The sequence below is a fragment of the Vibrio sp. MEBiC08052 genome (genome assembly GCF_001506075.1).
In the GTDB taxonomy this organism is placed as follows: Bacteria; Pseudomonadota; Gammaproteobacteria; order Enterobacterales; family Vibrionaceae; genus Vibrio.
Genome location: NZ_KQ947475.1, coordinates 1,936,153 through 1,954,719, shown reverse-complemented (window position 1 = coordinate 1,954,719; position 18,567 = coordinate 1,936,153). Strand labels below are relative to the sequence as shown.

Below are 18,567 nucleotides of genomic sequence, written 5' to 3'. Positions count from 1 at the left end.
GTTTCGCCTGAAGTCGGGCAAATCATTAATTTGCCCTGCCAACATTATTTGATAGCAAACATTGAACCGAAGTTGAAACACTGGAACCAAACGTCAAAACTACGGAAACCAATTCGGGCGAAACGATTTTTGTGCGTTTCAATCGTATCCGGTTGGAGGACGTTTTCAATGGCGCTGCGTTTCTGACTGATTTCCAGCTCACTGTAGCCGTTGGCCCGTTTGAATTCGTGATGTAAGTCGATGAGTAGATCATTGGTTGTTGTGTCCGCAAAGCGGTATTTTTCAGACAGAATCAGAATACCGCCCGGACGTAATCCCCGGTAGATATTTTCCAACAACTGGCTGCGATCATCCGGAGACAGAAACTGGAGGGTAAAATTCAGCACTACAATGGAGGCATTGGTGATCTCAATATCCCGGATATCTGCTTCAATCACCTTGACCGGTGTATCGGAGCGATAGGCTTCAATATGCATTCGACAACGTTCAACCATCGCGGATGAATTATCGACCGCGATAATGTGACAACCTTCGTGATGAATATGGCGACGCATCGAAAGGGTTGCCGCCCCCAGAGAACAGCCGAGATCATAAATATTGGTATTTGGCTTGGCAAAGCGTTCTGCCAGCATCCCGATGGTCGAAATAATATTATTGTAACCGGGAACGGAACGCTGAATCATATCAGGAAAGACCTCAACAACCCGCTCATCGAATGTAAAGTCTCCGATCTGTTGAATCGGTGCTGAATAGATGGTGTCTTTATGACTCATGTAAGCCTCGTGATATCTCTATGACAAACCGCCAATCAAGGGACGGAACCAAGAAAAGGGGCGTATTTTATGCAATAACCGTGTGGTTGTCATCAGGAGCCGATTAGAACATGCTGATCTGGTTGGTGGCAGCCGCTCCCGGAAAAGGAGCAAGATCAGGTAGTTCGATCTGCTGTTGTAGCTGCTGATAAAGATGTTGCGCCAATTCGGGAGCCTGCTGGTTATCCGGAGTATGAATCATCAGATAGGGTTGTTTCCCTTGAGCGACCCACGTCGGGAGTTTCTGTATCCAAGGTGCGAAAAAGGCACCATTTTCCGCAATCTCCGGGTGGCCGATAAAACGAATCATCGGTCGATTCCCTGTTGCAATGGCATGAACGGGAACCCGGGGTTTTTTCTTTTGCGCATCGATGATCGCATCGCTGTCCGGCTGCGCGGCAAATACCGGGCGACTATCCATAATAATGCGATCCGCCTGAGTTTCGACCAGCCATTGATTGAATTGTTTTTCTTCAGGGCCTTTATGAAAAAAGGCCGGATGACGGACTTCGACGGCCAAGGGATAATCAGCCGGAAAGTAACGACAGAAACGTTTCAACGCAGGAAGATGTGCCGGACTGAAAGCCGCAGGGAGCTGAATCGTCCACAGACCAACCCGCTCGTGAAGGGGCGCCATTAATTGCATGAAATGGTTCAGTAAATCTTCACAACCATTCAGCATCAACTCATGGGTGATTTGTTTGGGTAATTTAAAGGTAAACCTAAAGTCCGGGCCGGTCGCTGCTTTCCAATTGGCAACCGTCGTGGGGGAAGGGGATGCATAGAATGTTGTATTCCCTTCGACAGTGTGAAAAACTTGCGCGTACTTTTCGAGTCTCTCGGCAACGGAAGTGCCTCGCCCATACAGGGTTTGCTGCCATTGTGGGTGTGACCAGAGTGTCAGTCCGAGTCGAATAGGAAGTGTGTTTGTCATTTTTTCGATTTAAATTGTGTCAAATGCGCGATATCGTTTTGAAGAAGCCGGTCTTTTAGCGCTATAATCAGCGCCTATTTCTTTACACCGTCATGCACGGTGAGCACTGCGACTGAGTCATGAGCGCAACGATGATCTTCAGAGTTACCGAGTCATCGAATACAGCGTGAACCAATGTAACGTGATCATCAAATATTGAATCGGCATTGTATGTCGGAATCACGTGGTTGAACAGTCGCACGGTTATTTAGGATATTTTGTTGTTGTCCGCTGGTTTGGAAATTCAAGCGGGCAGTGAAGATTTGAATCAGTTATTGGAAATTGGGAAACTCATTATGCGTAGCCATTATTGTGGTCACCTAAACAAGTCCCTTGTCGGGCAGAATGTAGAACTTTGTGGTTGGGTGAATCGTCGTCGGGATCTGGGCGGCCTGATCTTTATTGATATGCGAGATCGTGAAGGACTAGTTCAGGTTGTTGTTGACCCTGATATGGCAGATGTCTTTGAGGTTGCGAACCAACTGCGTAGTGAGTTTTGTATTCGTTTGACCGGTGAAGTCAGAGCGCGTCCGGATTCTCAGATTAATCGCGATATGGCGACCGGAGAAGTTGAAATTCTCGCCACTGAGCTGGAAATTATCAACCGCTCTGACGTGTTGCCATTGGACTTTAATCAGAAAAACTCTGAAGAGCAGCGTTTGAAATATCGCTATCTGGACTTACGTCGTCCGGAAATGAGTGACCGCATCAAATTACGTGCGCGTGCGTCAAGCTTTGTGCGCCGTTTCCTCGATGGGCAAGGGTTCCTCGATATTGAAACACCGGTTTTGACCAAAGCAACACCGGAAGGGGCGCGGGATTATCTTGTACCGAGTCGGGTTCATAAAGGCAAGTTCTATGCATTGCCGCAGTCACCTCAGTTGTTTAAGCAATTGCTGATGATGTCCGGTTTTGACCGCTATTATCAGATTGTGAAGTGTTTCCGTGATGAAGACTTACGGGCCGATCGTCAGCCCGAATTTACGCAGATCGATATTGAAACGTCATTTATGACGGCTGACGAAGTCCGTGCTGTGACCGAAAAAATGGTTCGCGAAATGTGGCAGGAGCTACTTGATGTCGATTTGGGCGCATTTCCGGTGATGAAATATAGTGAAGCCATGCGTCGTTTCGGCAGTGATAAGCCTGACCTGCGTAACCCGCTGGAACTGGTCGATGTTGCTGATTTAGTCAAAGATGTTGAGTTTAAAGTCTTTGCTGGCCCTGCCAATGATGCCAAAGGCCGGGTTGCCGTGATTCGCGTCCCGGGTGGTGCAAGCCTGACGCGTAAACAGATTGACGGATACGGTGAGTTTGTATCGATCTACGGTGCGAAAGGATTAGCATGGTTGAAAGTCAACGATCGTGACGCTGGTCTGGAAGGGATTCAGTCACCGGTGGCTAAATTCTTGTCTGAGTCGGTGATTGAAGCGATTCTGGAACGTACGCAGGCGCAAAGCGGCGATATCATTCTCTTCGGTGCCGATAAAGCCAACGTTGTGTCAGAAGCGTTGGGTGCGCTGCGGTTAAAACTGGGGACTGACTTGTCACTGACTGATGAGTCTGCCTGGGCGCCACTTTGGGTGGTTGATTTCCCAATGTTTGAAGAAGATGACGAAGGTCAGCTTCATGCGATGCACCATCCGTTCACTTCACCATTAGGTGTCACAGCAGATGAGCTGAGAGCCAATCCGGTAAATGTGAATTCAAATGCTTATGACATAGTCTTGAATGGCTATGAAGTCGGTGGTGGTTCGGTTCGTATCCATGATTCTGCGATGCAGACTGCTGTGTTTGATATTTTAGGTATCGAAGAAGATGAACAACGCCGGAAATTCGGCTTCCTGCTGGATGCTCTGAAATTCGGTACACCGCCTCATGCCGGTTTAGCTTTCGGTTTTGACCGTCTGGTGATGTTGCTTTGCGGCACAGAAAATATCCGCGACGTGATTGCATTTCCGAAGACAACCGCGGCAGCTTGCCCGATGACTGAAGCGCCAAGCGAGGCAAACCCCGCGGCACTTGAAGAGCTGGCGATTGCTGTGCGTGCCAAAATTGAAAATGTTTAATTAAGCGAAATGATGTAACAAAGGTGGCTGATTGCCACCTTTTTCGTATTCGGTATTGAGAAAAGAAATAAGTTGTACAGGCAATTTGGCTCATATTGAGATTGCCCGATTATGAACACAGGTAAATACTTTGGCCCAGATGTATTTTTATTACTCTGCAATGAATGCAGGGAAATCGACCACACTCCTTCAATCTTCTTTTAACTATCGGGAGCGGGGCATGAATCCCGTGATTTATACCGCAGCGATTGATGATCGATTCGGGGTCGGTAAAGTCAGCTCCCGAATCGGGTTAGAAGAAGAGGCTTATCTTTTTCGTGAGACTTCCAATCTATTTGAAGAAATCGACCAATTACATCAGCAGATGAAAGTGGACTGTATTTTGATCGACGAATGTCAGTTTCTGTCAAAAGAACAGGTGTATCAGTTGACGGATGTGGTGGATCGACTTGGTATCCCGGTGCTGTGCTATGGATTGCGATCTGATTTTAAAGGTGAGCTTTTCCCGGGAAGTCAGTATCTGTTAGCTTGGGCAGATAAGCTGGTTGAGCTGAAAACCATTTGCCATTGTGGTAAAAAAGCCAACATGGTGGTACGTGTTGATGCACAAGGACAACCGATTGCCGAAGGGGCTCAGGTTGATATCGGTGGCAATGACCGTTATGTATCGGTATGTCGGAAACACTATAAAGAGGCGTTGGGGCGTCTGTGATTGGCCCCTTTTTGTTTACAAATAACGAATTATTATAAATAACAGATGATTATAGGTAACGAAGTGCATCCAGCGTGTGTTGATAATGGAATTGATAACCGCAACGGCAAAGTTTATCGCTGCTGACTTGTTTATCTTCTTGCGCGACAATCGGTGGCAGATTCGCTTCTGATGATACGGTGTCTAGTGCCGCTTGATAAAACTCCGCTTTGCTGACGGTTTCCGGGGTTGTGACATTAAAAATCCCCGAGAGCCCTTGCTCAAGAATATAACGGATACTGCCAATGGCATCATCAAGATGCAGCATATTGGCCGGTGCCAGCGAGCTGACTTGTTTGAGTTTAGGGACAAAGCGCGCAGGATGGCGTTTAGGGCCGATTAATCCGCTAAAGCGCAGGATGGCATAATCTAACCCGCTATCGATCACATGCTGTTCGGCCGTGAGTAAAACCCGGGCTGATTCACTGAAATCAGCATTTTCCCGCGCGAGTGTCAGGCTCGCATCTTGTTCAGTCATGATACCGGGATGGTTGGGATAAACACCCGTCGTACTGATCATCACTAACTTTTTCACCTGCGCGATTTTGCATTGTTCAGCCAGATAGCCCCAATAATGCGCATATTCATCCTGTTTATTCTGCCTGAATCCGGGAGGAAAGCAGCCAATCACAACTTCTGCATTCTGGGCTGCAAGCGTTTCAGATAAAGGATTTTCGGACTGTTCGAAATGGAAGCAGAAACTGCGTATGCCCTCAAGTTTCAGGGCATCAGCGCCAGCTGGTGTGGTTTTACTGGCGAAAACACGGCAAAAATCAGACAAATGATGTGTCAGTGGTAAACCAAGCCAGCCGGCACCAATGATTGTGATATGTTTCGTCATGTTGGGTATTTATTCCGATTCCTGAGCCAGAACTCGAAGAATGCGGTCGGCATCCTGAGCGATTTCAATGCCTTCATCGGTTAAATAACCACCGTCCGGATGGGTACATAGATTTTTCCGATAGAGAGCTTCAACAGCATCCTGTACTTTCTTTTCAGCAGTTTTGTGGACTTTGATACCAGTATCACGACTATTCAGATCAAACTGAAGCAGTAAATTGAGCTCATTGAGTTGCTGCGCAGTAAATTTCATAGTGATTTCACCTATTCACAAATGGATGACATTACCATAGAAATAACCGCTGTATATCGCAACAGTTGAATGTTGAAATTGTTATGTCAGGAGGAGAATCTGACAGATTTTATTCGGCCAATTGGCGAGATTTGCATCGTTTGAGTGTAAAATAGGCAAATAATTCAAAAAGCCAAAAATTTTGTTGACTGAATTGGGTGAATCCGTAGAATGCGAACCCGTATCAGAGATGGTGATTTTATCTTTTCGATATGTTCAGGTCGGCGCGTTGGCAGAGTGGCTATGCAGCGGATTGCAAATCCGTGGACCTCGGTTCGACTCCGGGACGCGCCTCCATTCTCTTCTGAGATTTCAATGCGACACTAGCTCAGTTGGTAGAGCGCAACCTTGCCAAGGTTGAGGTCACGGGTTCGAACCCCGTGTGTCGCTCCAGATTTTATTTCCTCAATATCACTTTCTGATAAGACATATTATGGTCGTCAGTTTGTCTTTATATTCTTTATTCACGTTGCGATTTTCTCATTCTCGTTCAATCACATTGCGTCAATCAGAATGTGAACTTGAGCCTATGTTGTGATGATAAACAATGAAATGGGCTAGACGTAAACGCCTCTTCATAGTATTTTGAACACTGTTTTTTATTTTGGTGTAATGAAAATTTATGGCATTCGATATTGTTTCCAGTGGTATCTATTTACCTAAAAATCGTTGGTCTTCGGAGCAAATGGACGCTTTTCTGGCGCTGCCTGTCGGGACGTCCAAAAAAAGATTTGGTGTTGAGTATCGGCATGTTGCCGGAGAGACGGAAAGCGCGATCGAAATGGGGCGTAGGGCGGTCGAAGATTGCTTAAGCCAGACAGAATTAAACCTCTCTGATATCGACTTGGTGATTTATGCCAGCGGAACGCATCATCAGTCATTACCTTATGATGCTTCCGCATTGCTGGCTGCTCTTGATGCACCATTCGGTGTCGAAAGTTTTGATTTAAACAGCACCTGTTTGTCATTTTTAACGGCACTGGATTTATCTCACAGCCTTTTTTTAGCCAAGCGTTATCAGCGTATTCTGATCGTTACCAGTGAGGTGGCAACAGGTGTGACGCTAAACCGCTCTTTTCCACCGCAGAAAGAAACGGCCACATTGTTTGCTGACGGTGCGGCAGCATTTTTACTTGCAGCAAATGAGCAGAGTCCCGGACTCATCGCTCGCCGCTTTGAAACCCATCATTCAGGATATCAGTATTGTCAGATTCCGGGGGGTGGCAGTTTTCTCAATCCTCACCGAATATCTCACGATGAAAATCTCAATGTTTGTCGCTTTTTTATGGATGGTAAAAATTTATTTCGCAAGGTGGCTCAGGTATTACCGGAGTTTTTGAAGCATGGGCTGGCTCAGGCCCAAGTGACTCAAAACGATATTGACTATTTGCTGCCCCATCAGGCGAGCTTCCGGGCATTAGAAAAAATGCCCAAAATCACCGGATTTTCAGCCTCGCAGGTCATCAACCGTTTTTCAACGTTGGGCAATCAGGTCGCCGCTTCCATTCCGATTAATCTCCACCTGCTGAGAAATGAACCGGATACGAAGGGCAAGCGTGTGTTACTGATTGGTTCTGCTGCCGGGCTATCACTTGGCATGGGTTTGATTTGTCTATGAAAATTCTCATTACCGGCGGCAGCGGCATGTTGGGTAGCGCGCTGATACGGTTATTTCATCAGCAACATCAACTCCGTTTTATCGCCAGAAATGCGGATATTGCACGTCAGCTTGAACGTGACTATACCGCCGTTGCGTATGTACTGGATTTAAATGACCGGACAGCATTGATCGATGCTTGTAAGGGTGTGGATGCTATTATTCACTGTGCGGCACTATCCAGCCCTTGGGGAACTTACGCGCAGTTTTTTCAAGCGAATGTGGCGGCTACCCAGAATCTGGTTGAAGCGGCCCGCATTCAGAATGTGCCACATTTGGTGCATATCTCCACTACCAGTGTTTATTTTGACTACGCTGACCGATGGGCCATTACCGAAAATGATGCGCTGGCGCGTCAATGGTGTAATGACTATGCAAAAACCAAATATCTCGCGGAACGTGTTGTCGCGAATAGTCCGATCAAAAGCATTATTTTACGTCCGCGGGGGATTTTTGGTCCCAATGACCGAGCGATTGTCCCGCGTGTCATGAGTAGCGTATTCCGCGGACAACTGTTGCTCCCATCGGCACGTAATCCGGTGGTCGATCTAACCTGTGTCGATAACGTTGCCCAGGCAGCCATGCTGGCCTGTACTCAAATTGAGGATTTGTCACACGGGGAGATTTTCAATATCACGAACGGTGAACCAATGCCGGTTGAAACACTGTTACAACAGTTATTGACGGCACTAAATCATCCGGTGACCATCCGACGGCTTCCTTATCCTGTTTTGCGCCCACTCTTGACACTGAATGAATGGATTCGGCAGCGGCTTCCGGCCCATCCTGAACCGCGTTTGACTTGCTACAGCGCCGGACTTCTCCATCACCATCAGACGTTGGATATCACCAAAGCCAGAGAAATATTAGGTTATCAGCCACATGTCACAATCAAACAAGGAATCGAGCAATATGTCAGATGGTTTGCAACTCAAAATCTTTGAAGGTGGCTATTGTGTTCATCCGGGATTTGTCGTCAAACCCGGCAGCGGTCTCAAACCAAGAGCTTTCCCTGCGGCTGTCGCTTTGATCAAACATCCTAAGCAGGGCTATGTGCTATTTGATACCGGCTATCACCAACATTTCTTTAATGCCACACGCACCTTTCCGGAAAGGTTTTATGCATGGACAACCCCGTGTCATTTGCAGCATGGGGAAGATATTACCGCGCAGTTGGGCCGTGTCGGGATTGAGACATCACAGGTCGGTCATCTGGTGTTATCTCATTTCCATGCCGATCATATTGCTGCGGTGAGTGAATTTGGTCAGGCAAAGATTCATTGTTCAAAAATGGGTTTTGATGCCATCAAGTATAGCGGTCGTTTCAGTGGGGTCAGAAGGGGTTATTTACGTCAACTGATTCCGGATGATATTCACCAACAGTTGCATTTTCATGATCAATTTGATCTCCCGATCGACGCTCTGTTACCGCAGTTGCACGGTGTTGAACTGTATTGTAAAGACCTGTTTGATGATGGCTCGCTTTATTTGGTTAGCCTGCTCGGACATGCTGCCGGGCAGATAGGAATGTTAGTCAGATTGCAGGCGCAATGGATATTTTTGTTAGCGGATGCCTGTTGGTTGATCGAGAGCCTCAGTGACAATCTGGATCAGCACTGGCTGGCAAATATTATCTGTGAGGACACCAAAGCTTATCGCCAGACATTGGCGCAACTGAGGTTATGCTATCGACTCGGCAAGGCGGAGATTCAGTTTGTGCCTTCTCACTGTCTGACCAGTATTCGCTCACTCTGCGAACAAGGTTGGATACAATGATGACTTCGTTACGCCAGTTTGCATTTGCGCGTTACCACCGATTTGCTTCTCGTGCTCAGGTGCTGTCTTGGCAAGGTAAACAATTAGAACAGCATCTAAAGTGGGTCTGTGAACATTCACCTTTTTATCAGTCGTTACGTCATCAGCCGCTTGAAGCATTTCCGATCATGAATAAATCGCTGATGATGGCTAATCTGGATACGATCAATACCCGGGGGTTAAATGCAGATCGACTGATGTCAGTAGCGCTCGAAGCTGAGCAATCCCGACGGTTTGAACAATCGGTGGTTAATGGTGTGACCGTCGGATTATCCTCGGGAACCTCCGGACAGCGAGGGCTTTTTCTGGCCGATCATCGCGAGAAACAGCTTTGGGCCGGTAATATTCTGGGCAAGCTTTTACCTAATTTATGGCAAAAACATCGTATTGCTTTGGCGCTCCGGGCGAACAGCCCGTTATATAAAACTGTTGCCAGAGGGCCGATTCAATTCTTTTACGCCGATTTAAATCAACCTTATGACGTTTGGATTCGGGCGTTGGATCGCTTTCAGCCGACCTTATTGATTGGTAGTGCGCAGGCGCTACAGTTTTGTGCCATGTACAGCGGTACATTCGGTGAACGGAAGATGTCTCCTGCACGCATCATATCCGGGGCAGAAGTACTAACACCGGTAGATCGGGCTCTGATAGAACAGACCTTCGCCGGTGAACTGCACGAAGTCTATCAGTGTACGGAAGGATTTCTCGCCTGTACGGATATGCAAGGGCAGATGCGCTGGAATCAGGATATCGTGCATATTGAGAAACATTGGTTAAATCCGGAAAAGACCCATTACAGTCCAATCATTACCGATTTCCGCCGTCGAACCCAGCCGATCATCCGTTATCAGCTGGATGATGTGATTGCAGCGAAACAAGACGAAGCGCCATTTGAACCGCTTGGCGCCATTGCCGGGCGCTGTGGTGATTGTCTGGTGTTAGAGCAGGGCGGGGCACAAACCGTAGTATTGCCGGATCTGATCTATCGCGCGGTAACACTTGCGATAGAAGAACGCGTGGATTATCGCATTACTCAAACCGGAGCCAGTCACTTAAAAATTGAAGTGGCTCCTCAGTTTCATGGTGTAATTCGGGAGGCGTTATTTGGGTTATTTCAGCGATTGGGGCGGGTATCTGTTACGTGTGAATATGCACCGCCACCCGACTGGCACCCGATGAATAAACAGCGACGAGTGGTGAATGAATGCAAGTCTTGATTACCGGAGCCCGTGCGCCGGTGGCACTTGAGTGGGCAAATATTTTCTGTCGACAGGGGCATCGGGTGATCATGACCGATGCGTTGAAACAGCCGCTGGGATCATTTCTGAAACAGATTGAAGGTTATGTTCAAACCAGCTCTCCGCGCTTTTCCTTTGCAGATTATCAGACGCAAATCCTCGATATTATTGATCGGTTTGACATTGATATGGTCGTGCCGACCTGCGAAGAAGTGTTTTTTCTTGCTGACATTGCCAAGCAAAGGCCCGAGGTTGACTGGCTGATGCCGGATGCTGCGTTACTATTCACGCTACACAACAAATATACGGTGTTTGAGGCTCTATCCGGCTTGCCCCAAGTTTCTCTGCCGTCGACCCGGTTGATCATGGATCGTTGTGATGTGGTCTGTGGGCAGGAGACGGTGTTGAAGCCGGTTTATTCCCGTTTTGGCGTGCAAGTGATCAGTGATGTCACACCGCAAGCTTTAGCAACGATAAATATCACGGCTGATATGCCTTGGGTTCAGCAACAGAAAATTGAAGGGCAGCCGATCTGCAACTATGCCTTATTTGAACACGGACAGATGCGGGTTCATCAGGCCTATTACCCGAGACTTTGTGTCAATCAGTCTGCGGCCAGTGCGTTTCAGCCGATAGACGACCCCGCGATTACAGAATTCATGGGTGCATTTGGCCAAAGGTTTAATTACCACGGTCAGGTTTCGTTTGACTTTATTCGTGATCAGCAGGGGTTATATGTGATTGAGTGTAACCCGCGGGCCACGAGTGGATTGCATTTGGTTGCGCCATTCTGTCAGTCGGCTGAGCCTCATTTTGTCTTCGCTCAACCAGAACTGGCATCGCTGTATCATCTCGGGGCCATGATATTTCTGGCAGGTGGCGTTTCATCGTTATTCAGTTATCGACGGTGGCAGGGGTATTTTTCCGGTAAAAATATTATGCAGCGTTACCAACAAGATCTGCCCCCCTTAGCGCCGTTATTGAGTTTTTCAGAACTCTACCGACAAGCAAGAAAACAGCGGATTTCCCTCAGTCAGGCATCAACTTATGATATCGAATGGAATGGACAGATTTATCATGCCTGACATGTCAGTATGAGACCTGTGGTGGTGGTTTTGCGTATTTTATTCTGTATTCGGGAGAGTGCCTGTTCACTGTGGGATAAAGCATAAATCTGTTTAAGAAAGTCACCAAAAATGCGGCAATAGACCGATTTTTAGCCATACAGTTCATCATGTTGTATTTTCTTGTTGACGAAAATTTTGAATCCAGTAAAGTACGTTTCGTTCCTCAGCGGTGATTGCCTTTCAGGAATCATTCAAGTGAGGTAATGCTTTGATATGCTCCGCCCTGGTGGTGGAATTGGTAGACACAAGGGATTTAAAATCCCTCGGCGTTCGCGCTGTGCCGGTTCAAGTCCGGCCCGGGGCACCATCAAAGAAATGCGACATTAGCTCAGTTGGTAGAGCGCAACCTTGCCAAGGTTGAGGTCACGAGTTCGAACCTCGTATGTCGCTCCAGTTTGTATTCTCATTCCTTACATATTGTTTTCTTCCCTTTCGGCTTATTATCTCAATTCCATCTTGGTACAAGTGATTATCTTCTATCGTATTTTTGTGATTCAATCCTGATTCTTGTCATTATATTCTATCCGGCCAAGTGCTAATCCCATCCGATTCTTCCTGTGTGATGCTTCAATAGAATCATGACCGTAAATTTGTGTCATCAAATCCTGTTGAATTATTGTTCAATAACCACATGAAAAACGATTACAATTTGGCTTTGCAAGCGGCTTTGGGTACTATGTATAGCTATTTTTATTAGACCTAAGAATTGTTCGGGAAACCGAAAGAACCTTTGTGGGAACTGCCAAGCAAGGCAGATGAGGAAACGATGCAACATCTACAAGAGATTATTGCCAGTGCAAGTGCGGCAATTCAGGCTGCTGACACGCTGAATGCATTGGATGAAGTTCGTGTTCAGTATCTGGGTAAAAAGGGTGAGCTGACTGCTCAGTTGCAAAATCTGGGTAAATTACCACCAGAAGAGCGTCGAACGGCCGGTCAGGAAATTAATGCTGCCAAGAATACGGTTCAGCAAGCTATTTTTGCCAGAAAAGAAGCGCTGCAGCGTGCAGAATTAGAACAAAAACTGACTGCCGAAACCATCGATGTAACCCTGCCGGGACATCGGATTGAAAATGGCGGTATTCATCCGATCACTCGGACTATCGAACGCATTGAAAGCTTCTTTGGTGAACTTGGATTTACCGTTGAGTCCGGCCCGGAAATTGAAGATGACTTCCACAACTTTGATGCACTGAATATTGCAGAAGATCATCCGGCCAGAACCGATCACGATACTTTTTTCTTTAATCCTAAATTAATGCTCCGAACTCATACGTCTGGTGTACAGATCAGAACGATGGAAGCCAGCCAACCCCCGCTACGCTTTATTGCACCCGGCCGTGTTTATCGGAACGATTATGATCAGACACATACACCGATGTTCCATCAGGTGGAAGGAATGCTGATTGATGAGAATGTAAACTTTGCGCATTTGAAAGGCATCTTGCATGACTTTTTGTGTAACTTTTTTGAAGAAGAGTTGGAAGTTCGTTTTCGTCCCTCTTACTTCCCGTTTACTGAGCCGTCGGCAGAAGTTGATGTGAAACGGAAAAACGGAAAATGGCTTGAAATATTAGGGTGTGGCATGGTCCACCCGAATGTCTTGCGTAGTGTTGGTATTGACCCTGAAAAATATTCCGGATTTGCTTTCGGGATCGGAATCGAGCGTCTGACGATGCTGCGTTACGGAGTCAATGATCTGCGGGCATTTTTCGAAAATGATCTGCGTTTCCTCAAACAGTTCAAGTAATTCAGGGGTGAAATTAGAATGAAATTCAGCGAATCATGGCTGCGCGAGTGGGTGAATCCTTCTGTTACGACAGACGAACTGGCGCATCAAATTACAATGGCAGGTCTTGAAGTTGATGATGTGACTGCTGTTGCCGGGACATTCACCGGTGTCAAAGTTGGCCATGTGGTCGAATGTGGTCAACACCCTGATGCAGATAAACTCCGTGTGACGAAAGTTGACGTCGGTGAAGAGGCTCTGCTCGATATTGTTTGTGGTGCGCCAAACTGTCGTCAAGGTTTGAAAGTCGCTGTCGCAACGGTCGGTGCTGTTTTACCGGGTGATTTTAAGATCAAAAAAGCGAAACTGCGTGGTCAACCTTCTCACGGTATGTTGTGCTCATTTTCAGAACTCGGTATCGATGTTGAATCAGACGGCATTATGGAACTTGCTGCCGACGCACCGATCGGTATGGATTTTCGTACGTTCCTTCAATTAGATGATGTCACTATCGATGTGGATTTAACGTCCAATCGTGCCGATTGTTTTAGTTTAAGAGGTTTGGCTCGTGAAGTCGGCGCTTTGAACCGAATGGACGTTTCTTCTCCTGATCTTCAAGTTGTCGCGCCTTCAATCGATGCGCAGATTGCAATTGATGTGAAAGCGCCGAATGCATGTCCTCGCTATTTGGGCCGCATTGTGAAAAATGTCGATCTTAATGCCAAAACACCATTATGGATGCAGGAAAAGCTGCGTCGCAGCGGATTGCGTTCGATTGACCCGATTGTTGATGTGACCAATTATGTCATGTTAGAGCAAGGCCAGCCGATGCACGCTTTTGATTTGACTAAGATTGAAGGTGGTATAGTTGTACGGATGGCAGAGCAGAATGAAAAACTGACGCTGTTAGACGGTGCTGAAGTTTCCCTGAACAATGATACATTGGTGATTGCTGATCATCAGAAAGCCCTTGCGATCGCTGGTGTATTCGGTGGTGAAGAGTCTGGCGTTAATGAACAGACTCAAGATATTTTACTGGAATGCGCCTTTTTTACACCGGATAGTATTCGTGGGCGTGCGAGAAGTTATGGCTTGCATACGGATTCTTCGATGCGTTATGAACGCGGTGTTGATTATGCTTTACAAACCAATGCGATGGAGCGAGCAACTGCGTTACTACTCAGTATCTGTGGTGGTGAAGCCGCACCAATTGTGGTCGTTGAATCTGAATCACATCTGCCACAACCAAATCAAGTGACACTTCGCCGTGAAAAGCTTGATCGTCTATTAGGGCATGTTATCTCTGATGAAGATGTGGTTGAAATTCTGACTCGTTTGGGGATGGATGTAACCACGATTGAAGGCGGTTGGCATGCTGTCGCACCGACATGGCGTTTCGATATTGCGATTGAACAGGATCTGATTGAAGAAATTGGTCGTCTGTACGGTTATGACAATATTCCGCTTCAAGCACCACAAGCTGCGTTGACGATGAACCGGCACAAAGAAGCTGATTTGCCACTGAAGCGCGTTCGGGATCTGTTAGTTGATCGTGGTTATTATGAAGCGATTACCTATAGTTTCGTTGAACCGGAACAACAAAAACTGATTGTCCCTGATGTCGAGCCACTGGTACTACCCAATCCGATTTCAGTGGATATGTCGGCGATGCGATTAGGCTTAATTCAAGGGCTGTTAAATACAGTGGCTCATAATCAGAAGCGTCAGCAACCTCGTGTACGTTTATTTGAGCAGGGGTTACGCTTTATTCCGGATCAACAGGCTGAACAGGGGATTCGTCAGGAAACGATGCTTGCCGGCGTGATTGCAGGTACTCAGACAGAAGAACACTGGAATATGGAGAGTCGAACCGTTGATTTCTTCGATGCCAAAGGTGATGTGGAAGCGATTCTGGAGCTGACCGCAAATTCAAGCGCTTATTCATTCGCTGCAACTCAACATCCGGCACTGCACCCGGGGCAGGCCGCTGCAATCTACTATGAAGGACGGCAGATCGGTGTGATTGGCGCTGTGCATCCTGAAGTTGAACGTAAGTTTGGCTTAAATGGCAGAACTATTGTGTTTGAGATTGAATGGAGTGGGTTGAACCAACGATTGATTCCAGAAATTGCATCTGTTTCAAAATTCCCGGCGAACCGTCGTGACATCGCTTTAGTGGTTGACCAAACGGTGACGTCTGGTGAAGTGGTTGCAGCTTGTGCAAATGCCGGCAGGCAACTGCTGAAAGAAGCAAAACTCTTTGATGTTTATGTCGGCAAAGGGGTTGAAGATGGCAAGAAGAGTTTGGCGATTGCGTTGACGTTGCAATCTGCAGAACGGACACTCGAAGAAGCTGAAATTTCTGCGGTAGTGAGCGAAATTGTTGCCGCGGCTTCTGAACAATATGGTGCGGTTCTGCGCGATTAACCTTTGTTATTGCTGTATAAACAGGCTGGTGAATGTATGGCACCAGCCTGTTTTTTATGGAAAAGATAAATTTTCAGATACGATGAGTTCACATATTTGAACTTTTGATATGAATTTGACATTATTATGATAATAATCAATCGGTTATACTGTATGTTCCCCATGCAATACGCCATTTTTTCTCGATTGAATCATCAATTTATGCTGATTTAAATGTGACATACTCCCACAATAGTCACGAATAGCGTGTTTCTTTTGCGAGCGATTTAATAAAAAAGTTGGCGTAAATCAGAAGGTTGGCATACACTATTTACAATAAAGCCGATATGTTGTTGATTGGCTGAGTAAAAATGCTTTGGTGCTGTCACATCGACAGTAAGGTTCAATATAGCTTTGAGGGAAGTTTTATGGCGCTCACAAAGGCCGATTTGGCTGAAAACCTGTTTGAAAAGCTTGAGTTTAGTAAACGGGATGCCAAGGAAACGGTTGAAGCATTTTTTGAGGAAATCCGTAAAGCTCTGGAAAATGGCGAACAGGTCAAGTTGTCTGGTTTTGGTAATTTTGACCTGAGAGACAAGAACGAGCGTCCGGGGCGGAATCCGAAAACCGGAGAGGATATTCCGATTACCGCGAGACGTGTTGTCACGTTCCGTCCAGGACAAAAATTGAAAGCTCGTGTCGAAAATATCGATCCGAATGAGAGGTAGAATACGCTGAAAGTGTGGTAATGATGCCGCTTTCATAAAAGTGAATCTATTTTTCGATCTCTAGTTTTTTGCCACTGATAAACAGTTCTGCTACAGCACTGGTCAGTGGCTGTTGTTTTTATATTAGAGAAGCTTTCATGGATAAAGAATTTTGGCATAGGAAGTGGGCTTCCAATCGTATCGGTTTTCATTTGACAGATGTGAACCCATTGCTGGTGGAATACTGGCCTGCATTGTCACCACAGAAAGAGGAGCAAGTTTTCGTCCCTTTGTGTGGTAAAAGCGAAGATCTCGTTTGGTTAGCATCAGAACATGACAAAGTCATGGGTGTTGAACTCAGTGAGATTGCTGTGAGATCGTTTTTCTCTGAACATTTTTATACACCGTTAGTTACACAGATCGATTCATTTCATCACTGTTATGAGTTTGATGAACTCCAAATTTATCAGGGTGATGTTTTTACCGCACCACTTGATGGTGTTGAACTGATTTATGATCGGGCTGCGTTGGTTTCTATAATGCCATCCCAGAGAGATGCATATGTACAGCGGTTGCGCACGCTGTTAAAAACTGGCGGGCGGATGCTTTTAATTACGGTTGACTATGAGCAGACTGAACTTGCCGGACCACCGTTTAGTGTTGATAGTCACCAGATCCAGCAATTGTTTCAGGGCATGAAAACGACATTGCTCTGCCGTAAAGATGCGGATGCGGAACATCCGAAAATTGCAAAACAGAAATTGAGTCGATTTGCTGATGAAGTGTGGCTGATTGAAGCTTAGTCGTTTCGTTATGCCATAGAAGAGATCTCAGGCCGGTACGTGGTTCACGTTCCGGCCTGTTTTTGTTCTGTCGTTATTTTATTGGGATAGTCTTACGTGGTTGGTGTAACTATCGCGATTCAGAACATATTTTTGTCGGGGAATGAGATCACATTAATAATGCAGGACGATATGACTTGCACACGCCAGTGCCGCTTTTTTCGCCTGTTGTGTATCTTCTCCTGTCGCGAGCGTTACCCCGAGTCTTCTTCTTCCATCAATATCCGGTTTTGCGAACAGACGAACCTGCGTATTGGGAACCATCAGGGCATTCGCCAGTCCATCAAAACGGACATCATCTGATGTGCCTTGGCCGAGCAAAGCGACCGATGCCGCAGGTTGATACGATACAATCTGCTGAATCGGCAAACCGGTAAACGCACGGACATGTAAGGCGAATTCGGATAAGTTCTGCGAGATTAAAGTGACTAGTCCCGTATCGTGAGGGCGAGGGGAGACTTCGTTAAAAATGACCTGATCACCTTTGATGAATAACTCGACGCCAAAAATACCATGCCCACCGAGAGCCGTGACAATTTTCCCCGCAACGGCTTGTGCATTTTCCCGGGCAGTATCAGACATCGTTTGGGGCTGCCAAGACTCACGATAGTCGCCATCTTCTTGTCGATGACCGATTGGTTCACAGAAATGGATACCATCTATCGCACTGACGGTAAGCTGGGTGATTTCGTAGTCAAAGTCAATAAAGCCCTCGACAATCACTCTCCCGGCACCGGAGCGGCCACCTTCCTGAGCATAGTGCCAGGCTTTATCAATATCTTGTTCTGATTTGAGAACGCTTTGTCCTTTGCCTGAAGAGCTCATGACAGGTTTGACGACACAGGGAAGCCCGATCTCAGTCACTGCATTTTTAAAGTCATGATAGTTATCGGCAAAGCGGTAAGGAGAGGTTTCGAGAGATAATGTTTCAGCGGCCAGACGACGAATTCCTTCACGGTTCATTGTCAGTTGAGTTGCTTTGGCTGTCGGTACGATGTGAACGCCTTCATTTTCTAGTTCGACAAGTGTCGCCGTGGCAATCGCTTCGACTTCAGGGACCACATAATCTGGCTGTTCGAGTTCTATCACTCGACGTAGCGCATCACCATCCAACATATTGAAGACATGACAACGATGCGCAACTTGCATGGCCGGTGCGTTGGCGTATCGATCACAAGCAATCACTTCCAGACCTAATCGCTGGCATTCGATTGCGACTTCTTTTCCTAACTCTCCGGAGCCGAGTAACAGAACCCGCGTTGCACTTTCTCTTGTCGCTGTCCCTAACATTATCTGATTACCTCTTCTC

General features: G+C 46.6%; 16 protein-coding genes and 4 tRNA genes. 15 read left to right on the top strand and 5 right to left on the bottom strand.

Going from position 1 to position 18,567, the window contains the following annotated elements; translation table 11 throughout:
* Window positions 1–44: 44 nt before the first annotated feature.
* Both cmoA and VRK_RS08495 read right to left on the bottom strand, forming a co-directional pair.
* Window positions 45–773 (bottom strand): carboxy-S-adenosyl-L-methionine synthase CmoA, encoded by a 729-nt coding sequence (gene cmoA, locus VRK_RS08500; protein WP_059120957.1) that lies wholly within the window; start codon window positions 771–773, stop codon window positions 45–47.
* 103 nt (window positions 774–876) lie between these two features.
* Window positions 877–1,746 carry a DUF72 domain-containing protein gene (locus VRK_RS08495; RefSeq protein WP_059120956.1) on the bottom strand — a complete coding sequence of 290 codons (870 nt, stop codon included), beginning with the start codon at window positions 1,744–1,746 and terminating at the stop codon, window positions 877–879.
* 335 nt (window positions 1,747–2,081) lie between these two features.
* On the opposite strand from VRK_RS08495, the gene aspS reads away from it, so the two are divergent.
* Window positions 2,082–3,854, top strand: a complete 1,773-nt coding sequence (gene aspS, locus VRK_RS08490) for an aspartate--tRNA ligase (RefSeq protein ID WP_059122713.1) — start codon at window positions 2,082–2,084, stop codon at window positions 3,852–3,854.
* 130 nt (window positions 3,855–3,984) lie between these two features.
* Window positions 3,985–4,566 (top strand): thymidine kinase, encoded by a 582-nt coding sequence (locus tag VRK_RS08485; RefSeq protein WP_059120955.1) that lies wholly within the window; start codon window positions 3,985–3,987, stop codon window positions 4,564–4,566.
* 49 nt (window positions 4,567–4,615) lie between these two features.
* Here the strand turns inward: VRK_RS08485 and VRK_RS08480 are convergent, their stop codons facing one another.
* Window positions 4,616–5,446, bottom strand: a complete 831-nt coding sequence (locus tag VRK_RS08480; RefSeq protein ID WP_059120954.1) for an NAD(P)H-binding protein — start codon at window positions 5,444–5,446, stop codon at window positions 4,616–4,618.
* 9 nt (window positions 5,447–5,455) lie between these two features.
* Window positions 5,456–5,698, bottom strand: coding sequence for a TIGR02647 family protein (locus tag VRK_RS08475; RefSeq protein WP_059120953.1), 243 nt, complete (start codon window positions 5,696–5,698; stop codon window positions 5,456–5,458).
* A 262-nt stretch (window positions 5,699–5,960) separates the two neighbouring features.
* On the opposite strand from VRK_RS08475, the gene VRK_RS08470 reads away from it, so the two are divergent.
* The 13 genes from VRK_RS08470 (at window position 5,961) to VRK_RS08410 (ending at window position 17,219) form a co-directional block, all read left to right on the top strand.
* Window positions 5,961–6,034: transfer RNA gene (locus VRK_RS08470), tRNA-Cys, on the top strand.
* Window positions 6,035–6,054: 20 nt separating this feature from the next.
* Window positions 6,055–6,130, top strand: a tRNA-Gly gene (locus VRK_RS08465).
* A gap of 229 nt (window positions 6,131–6,359) precedes the next feature.
* A complete protein-coding gene (locus tag VRK_RS08460; protein ID WP_082671347.1) occupies window positions 6,360–7,355 on the top strand; it encodes a ketoacyl-ACP synthase III in 996 nt (331 codons plus the stop codon).
* Window positions 7,352–8,338, top strand: coding sequence for an NAD-dependent epimerase/dehydratase family protein (locus tag VRK_RS08455; protein ID WP_059120952.1), 987 nt, complete (start codon window positions 7,352–7,354; stop codon window positions 8,336–8,338). The genes VRK_RS08460 and VRK_RS08455 overlap by 4 nt, the downstream gene beginning before the upstream one ends.
* Window positions 8,307–9,170 (top strand): MBL fold metallo-hydrolase, encoded by an 864-nt coding sequence (locus VRK_RS08450; RefSeq protein ID WP_059120951.1) that lies wholly within the window; start codon window positions 8,307–8,309, stop codon window positions 9,168–9,170. The genes VRK_RS08455 and VRK_RS08450 overlap by 32 nt, the downstream gene beginning before the upstream one ends.
* Window positions 9,167–10,426 carry a F390 synthetase-related protein gene (locus VRK_RS08445; RefSeq protein WP_059120950.1) on the top strand — a complete coding sequence of 420 codons (1,260 nt, stop codon included), beginning with the start codon at window positions 9,167–9,169 and terminating at the stop codon, window positions 10,424–10,426. The genes VRK_RS08450 and VRK_RS08445 overlap by 4 nt, the downstream gene beginning before the upstream one ends.
* Window positions 10,414–11,532: an ATP-grasp domain-containing protein gene (locus tag VRK_RS08440; RefSeq protein WP_059120949.1), complete on the top strand. Its 1,119-nt coding sequence runs from the start codon at window positions 10,414–10,416 to the stop codon at window positions 11,530–11,532. The genes VRK_RS08445 and VRK_RS08440 overlap by 13 nt, the downstream gene beginning before the upstream one ends.
* Window positions 11,533–11,794: 262 nt before the next feature.
* Window positions 11,795–11,881 (top strand) — tRNA-Leu (locus VRK_RS08435).
* A 10-nt stretch (window positions 11,882–11,891) separates the two neighbouring features.
* Window positions 11,892–11,967, top strand: a tRNA-Gly gene (locus tag VRK_RS08430).
* 373 nt (window positions 11,968–12,340) lie between these two features.
* Window positions 12,341–13,324, top strand: coding sequence for a phenylalanine--tRNA ligase subunit alpha (gene pheS, locus VRK_RS08425; protein WP_059120948.1), 984 nt, complete (start codon window positions 12,341–12,343; stop codon window positions 13,322–13,324).
* Between the two features lie 18 nt (window positions 13,325–13,342).
* A complete protein-coding gene (pheT, locus tag VRK_RS08420) occupies window positions 13,343–15,730 on the top strand; it encodes a phenylalanine--tRNA ligase subunit beta (protein WP_059120947.1) in 2,388 nt (795 codons plus the stop codon).
* A gap of 407 nt (window positions 15,731–16,137) precedes the next feature.
* Window positions 16,138–16,437, top strand: a complete 300-nt coding sequence (gene ihfA, locus VRK_RS08415; protein ID WP_038186182.1) for an integration host factor subunit alpha — start codon at window positions 16,138–16,140, stop codon at window positions 16,435–16,437.
* 137 nt (window positions 16,438–16,574) lie between these two features.
* Window positions 16,575–17,219, top strand: a complete 645-nt coding sequence (locus VRK_RS08410) for a thiopurine S-methyltransferase (protein ID WP_059120946.1) — start codon at window positions 16,575–16,577, stop codon at window positions 17,217–17,219.
* A gap of 153 nt (window positions 17,220–17,372) precedes the next feature.
* Here the strand turns inward: VRK_RS08410 and purT are convergent, their stop codons facing one another.
* Window positions 17,373–18,548, bottom strand: a complete 1,176-nt coding sequence (gene purT / locus VRK_RS08405) for a formate-dependent phosphoribosylglycinamide formyltransferase (protein ID WP_059120945.1) — start codon at window positions 18,546–18,548, stop codon at window positions 17,373–17,375.
* Window positions 18,549–18,567: the final 19 nt, after the last annotated feature.

Coding starts and splice junctions, on each gene's coding strand:
- pheS (WP_059120948.1), top strand. CDS start 12,341: ATGCAACATCTACAAGAGATTATTGCCAGTGCAAGTGCGGCAATTCAG.
- VRK_RS08480 (WP_059120954.1), bottom strand. CDS start 5,446: ATGACGAAACATATCACAATCATTGGTGCCGGCTGGCTTGGTTTACCA.
- VRK_RS08445 (WP_059120950.1), top strand. CDS start 9,167: ATGATGACTTCGTTACGCCAGTTTGCATTTGCGCGTTACCACCGATTT.
- VRK_RS08460 (WP_082671347.1), top strand. CDS start 6,360: ATGGCATTCGATATTGTTTCCAGTGGTATCTATTTACCTAAAAATCGT.
- VRK_RS08410 (WP_059120946.1), top strand. CDS start 16,575: ATGGATAAAGAATTTTGGCATAGGAAGTGGGCTTCCAATCGTATCGGT.
- ihfA (WP_038186182.1), top strand. CDS start 16,138: ATGGCGCTCACAAAGGCCGATTTGGCTGAAAACCTGTTTGAAAAGCTT.
- aspS (WP_059122713.1), top strand. CDS start 2,082: ATGCGTAGCCATTATTGTGGTCACCTAAACAAGTCCCTTGTCGGGCAG.
- VRK_RS08455 (WP_059120952.1), top strand. CDS start 7,352: ATGAAAATTCTCATTACCGGCGGCAGCGGCATGTTGGGTAGCGCGCTG.
- VRK_RS08440 (WP_059120949.1), top strand. CDS start 10,414: ATGCAAGTCTTGATTACCGGAGCCCGTGCGCCGGTGGCACTTGAGTGG.
- cmoA (WP_059120957.1), bottom strand. CDS start 773: ATGAGTCATAAAGACACCATCTATTCAGCACCGATTCAACAGATCGGA.
- VRK_RS08495 (WP_059120956.1), bottom strand. CDS start 1,746: ATGACAAACACACTTCCTATTCGACTCGGACTGACACTCTGGTCACAC.
- purT (WP_059120945.1), bottom strand. CDS start 18,548: ATGTTAGGGACAGCGACAAGAGAAAGTGCAACGCGGGTTCTGTTACTC.
- pheT (WP_059120947.1), top strand. CDS start 13,343: ATGAAATTCAGCGAATCATGGCTGCGCGAGTGGGTGAATCCTTCTGTT.
- VRK_RS08450 (WP_059120951.1), top strand. CDS start 8,307: ATGTCAGATGGTTTGCAACTCAAAATCTTTGAAGGTGGCTATTGTGTT.
- VRK_RS08475 (WP_059120953.1), bottom strand. CDS start 5,698: ATGAAATTTACTGCGCAGCAACTCAATGAGCTCAATTTACTGCTTCAG.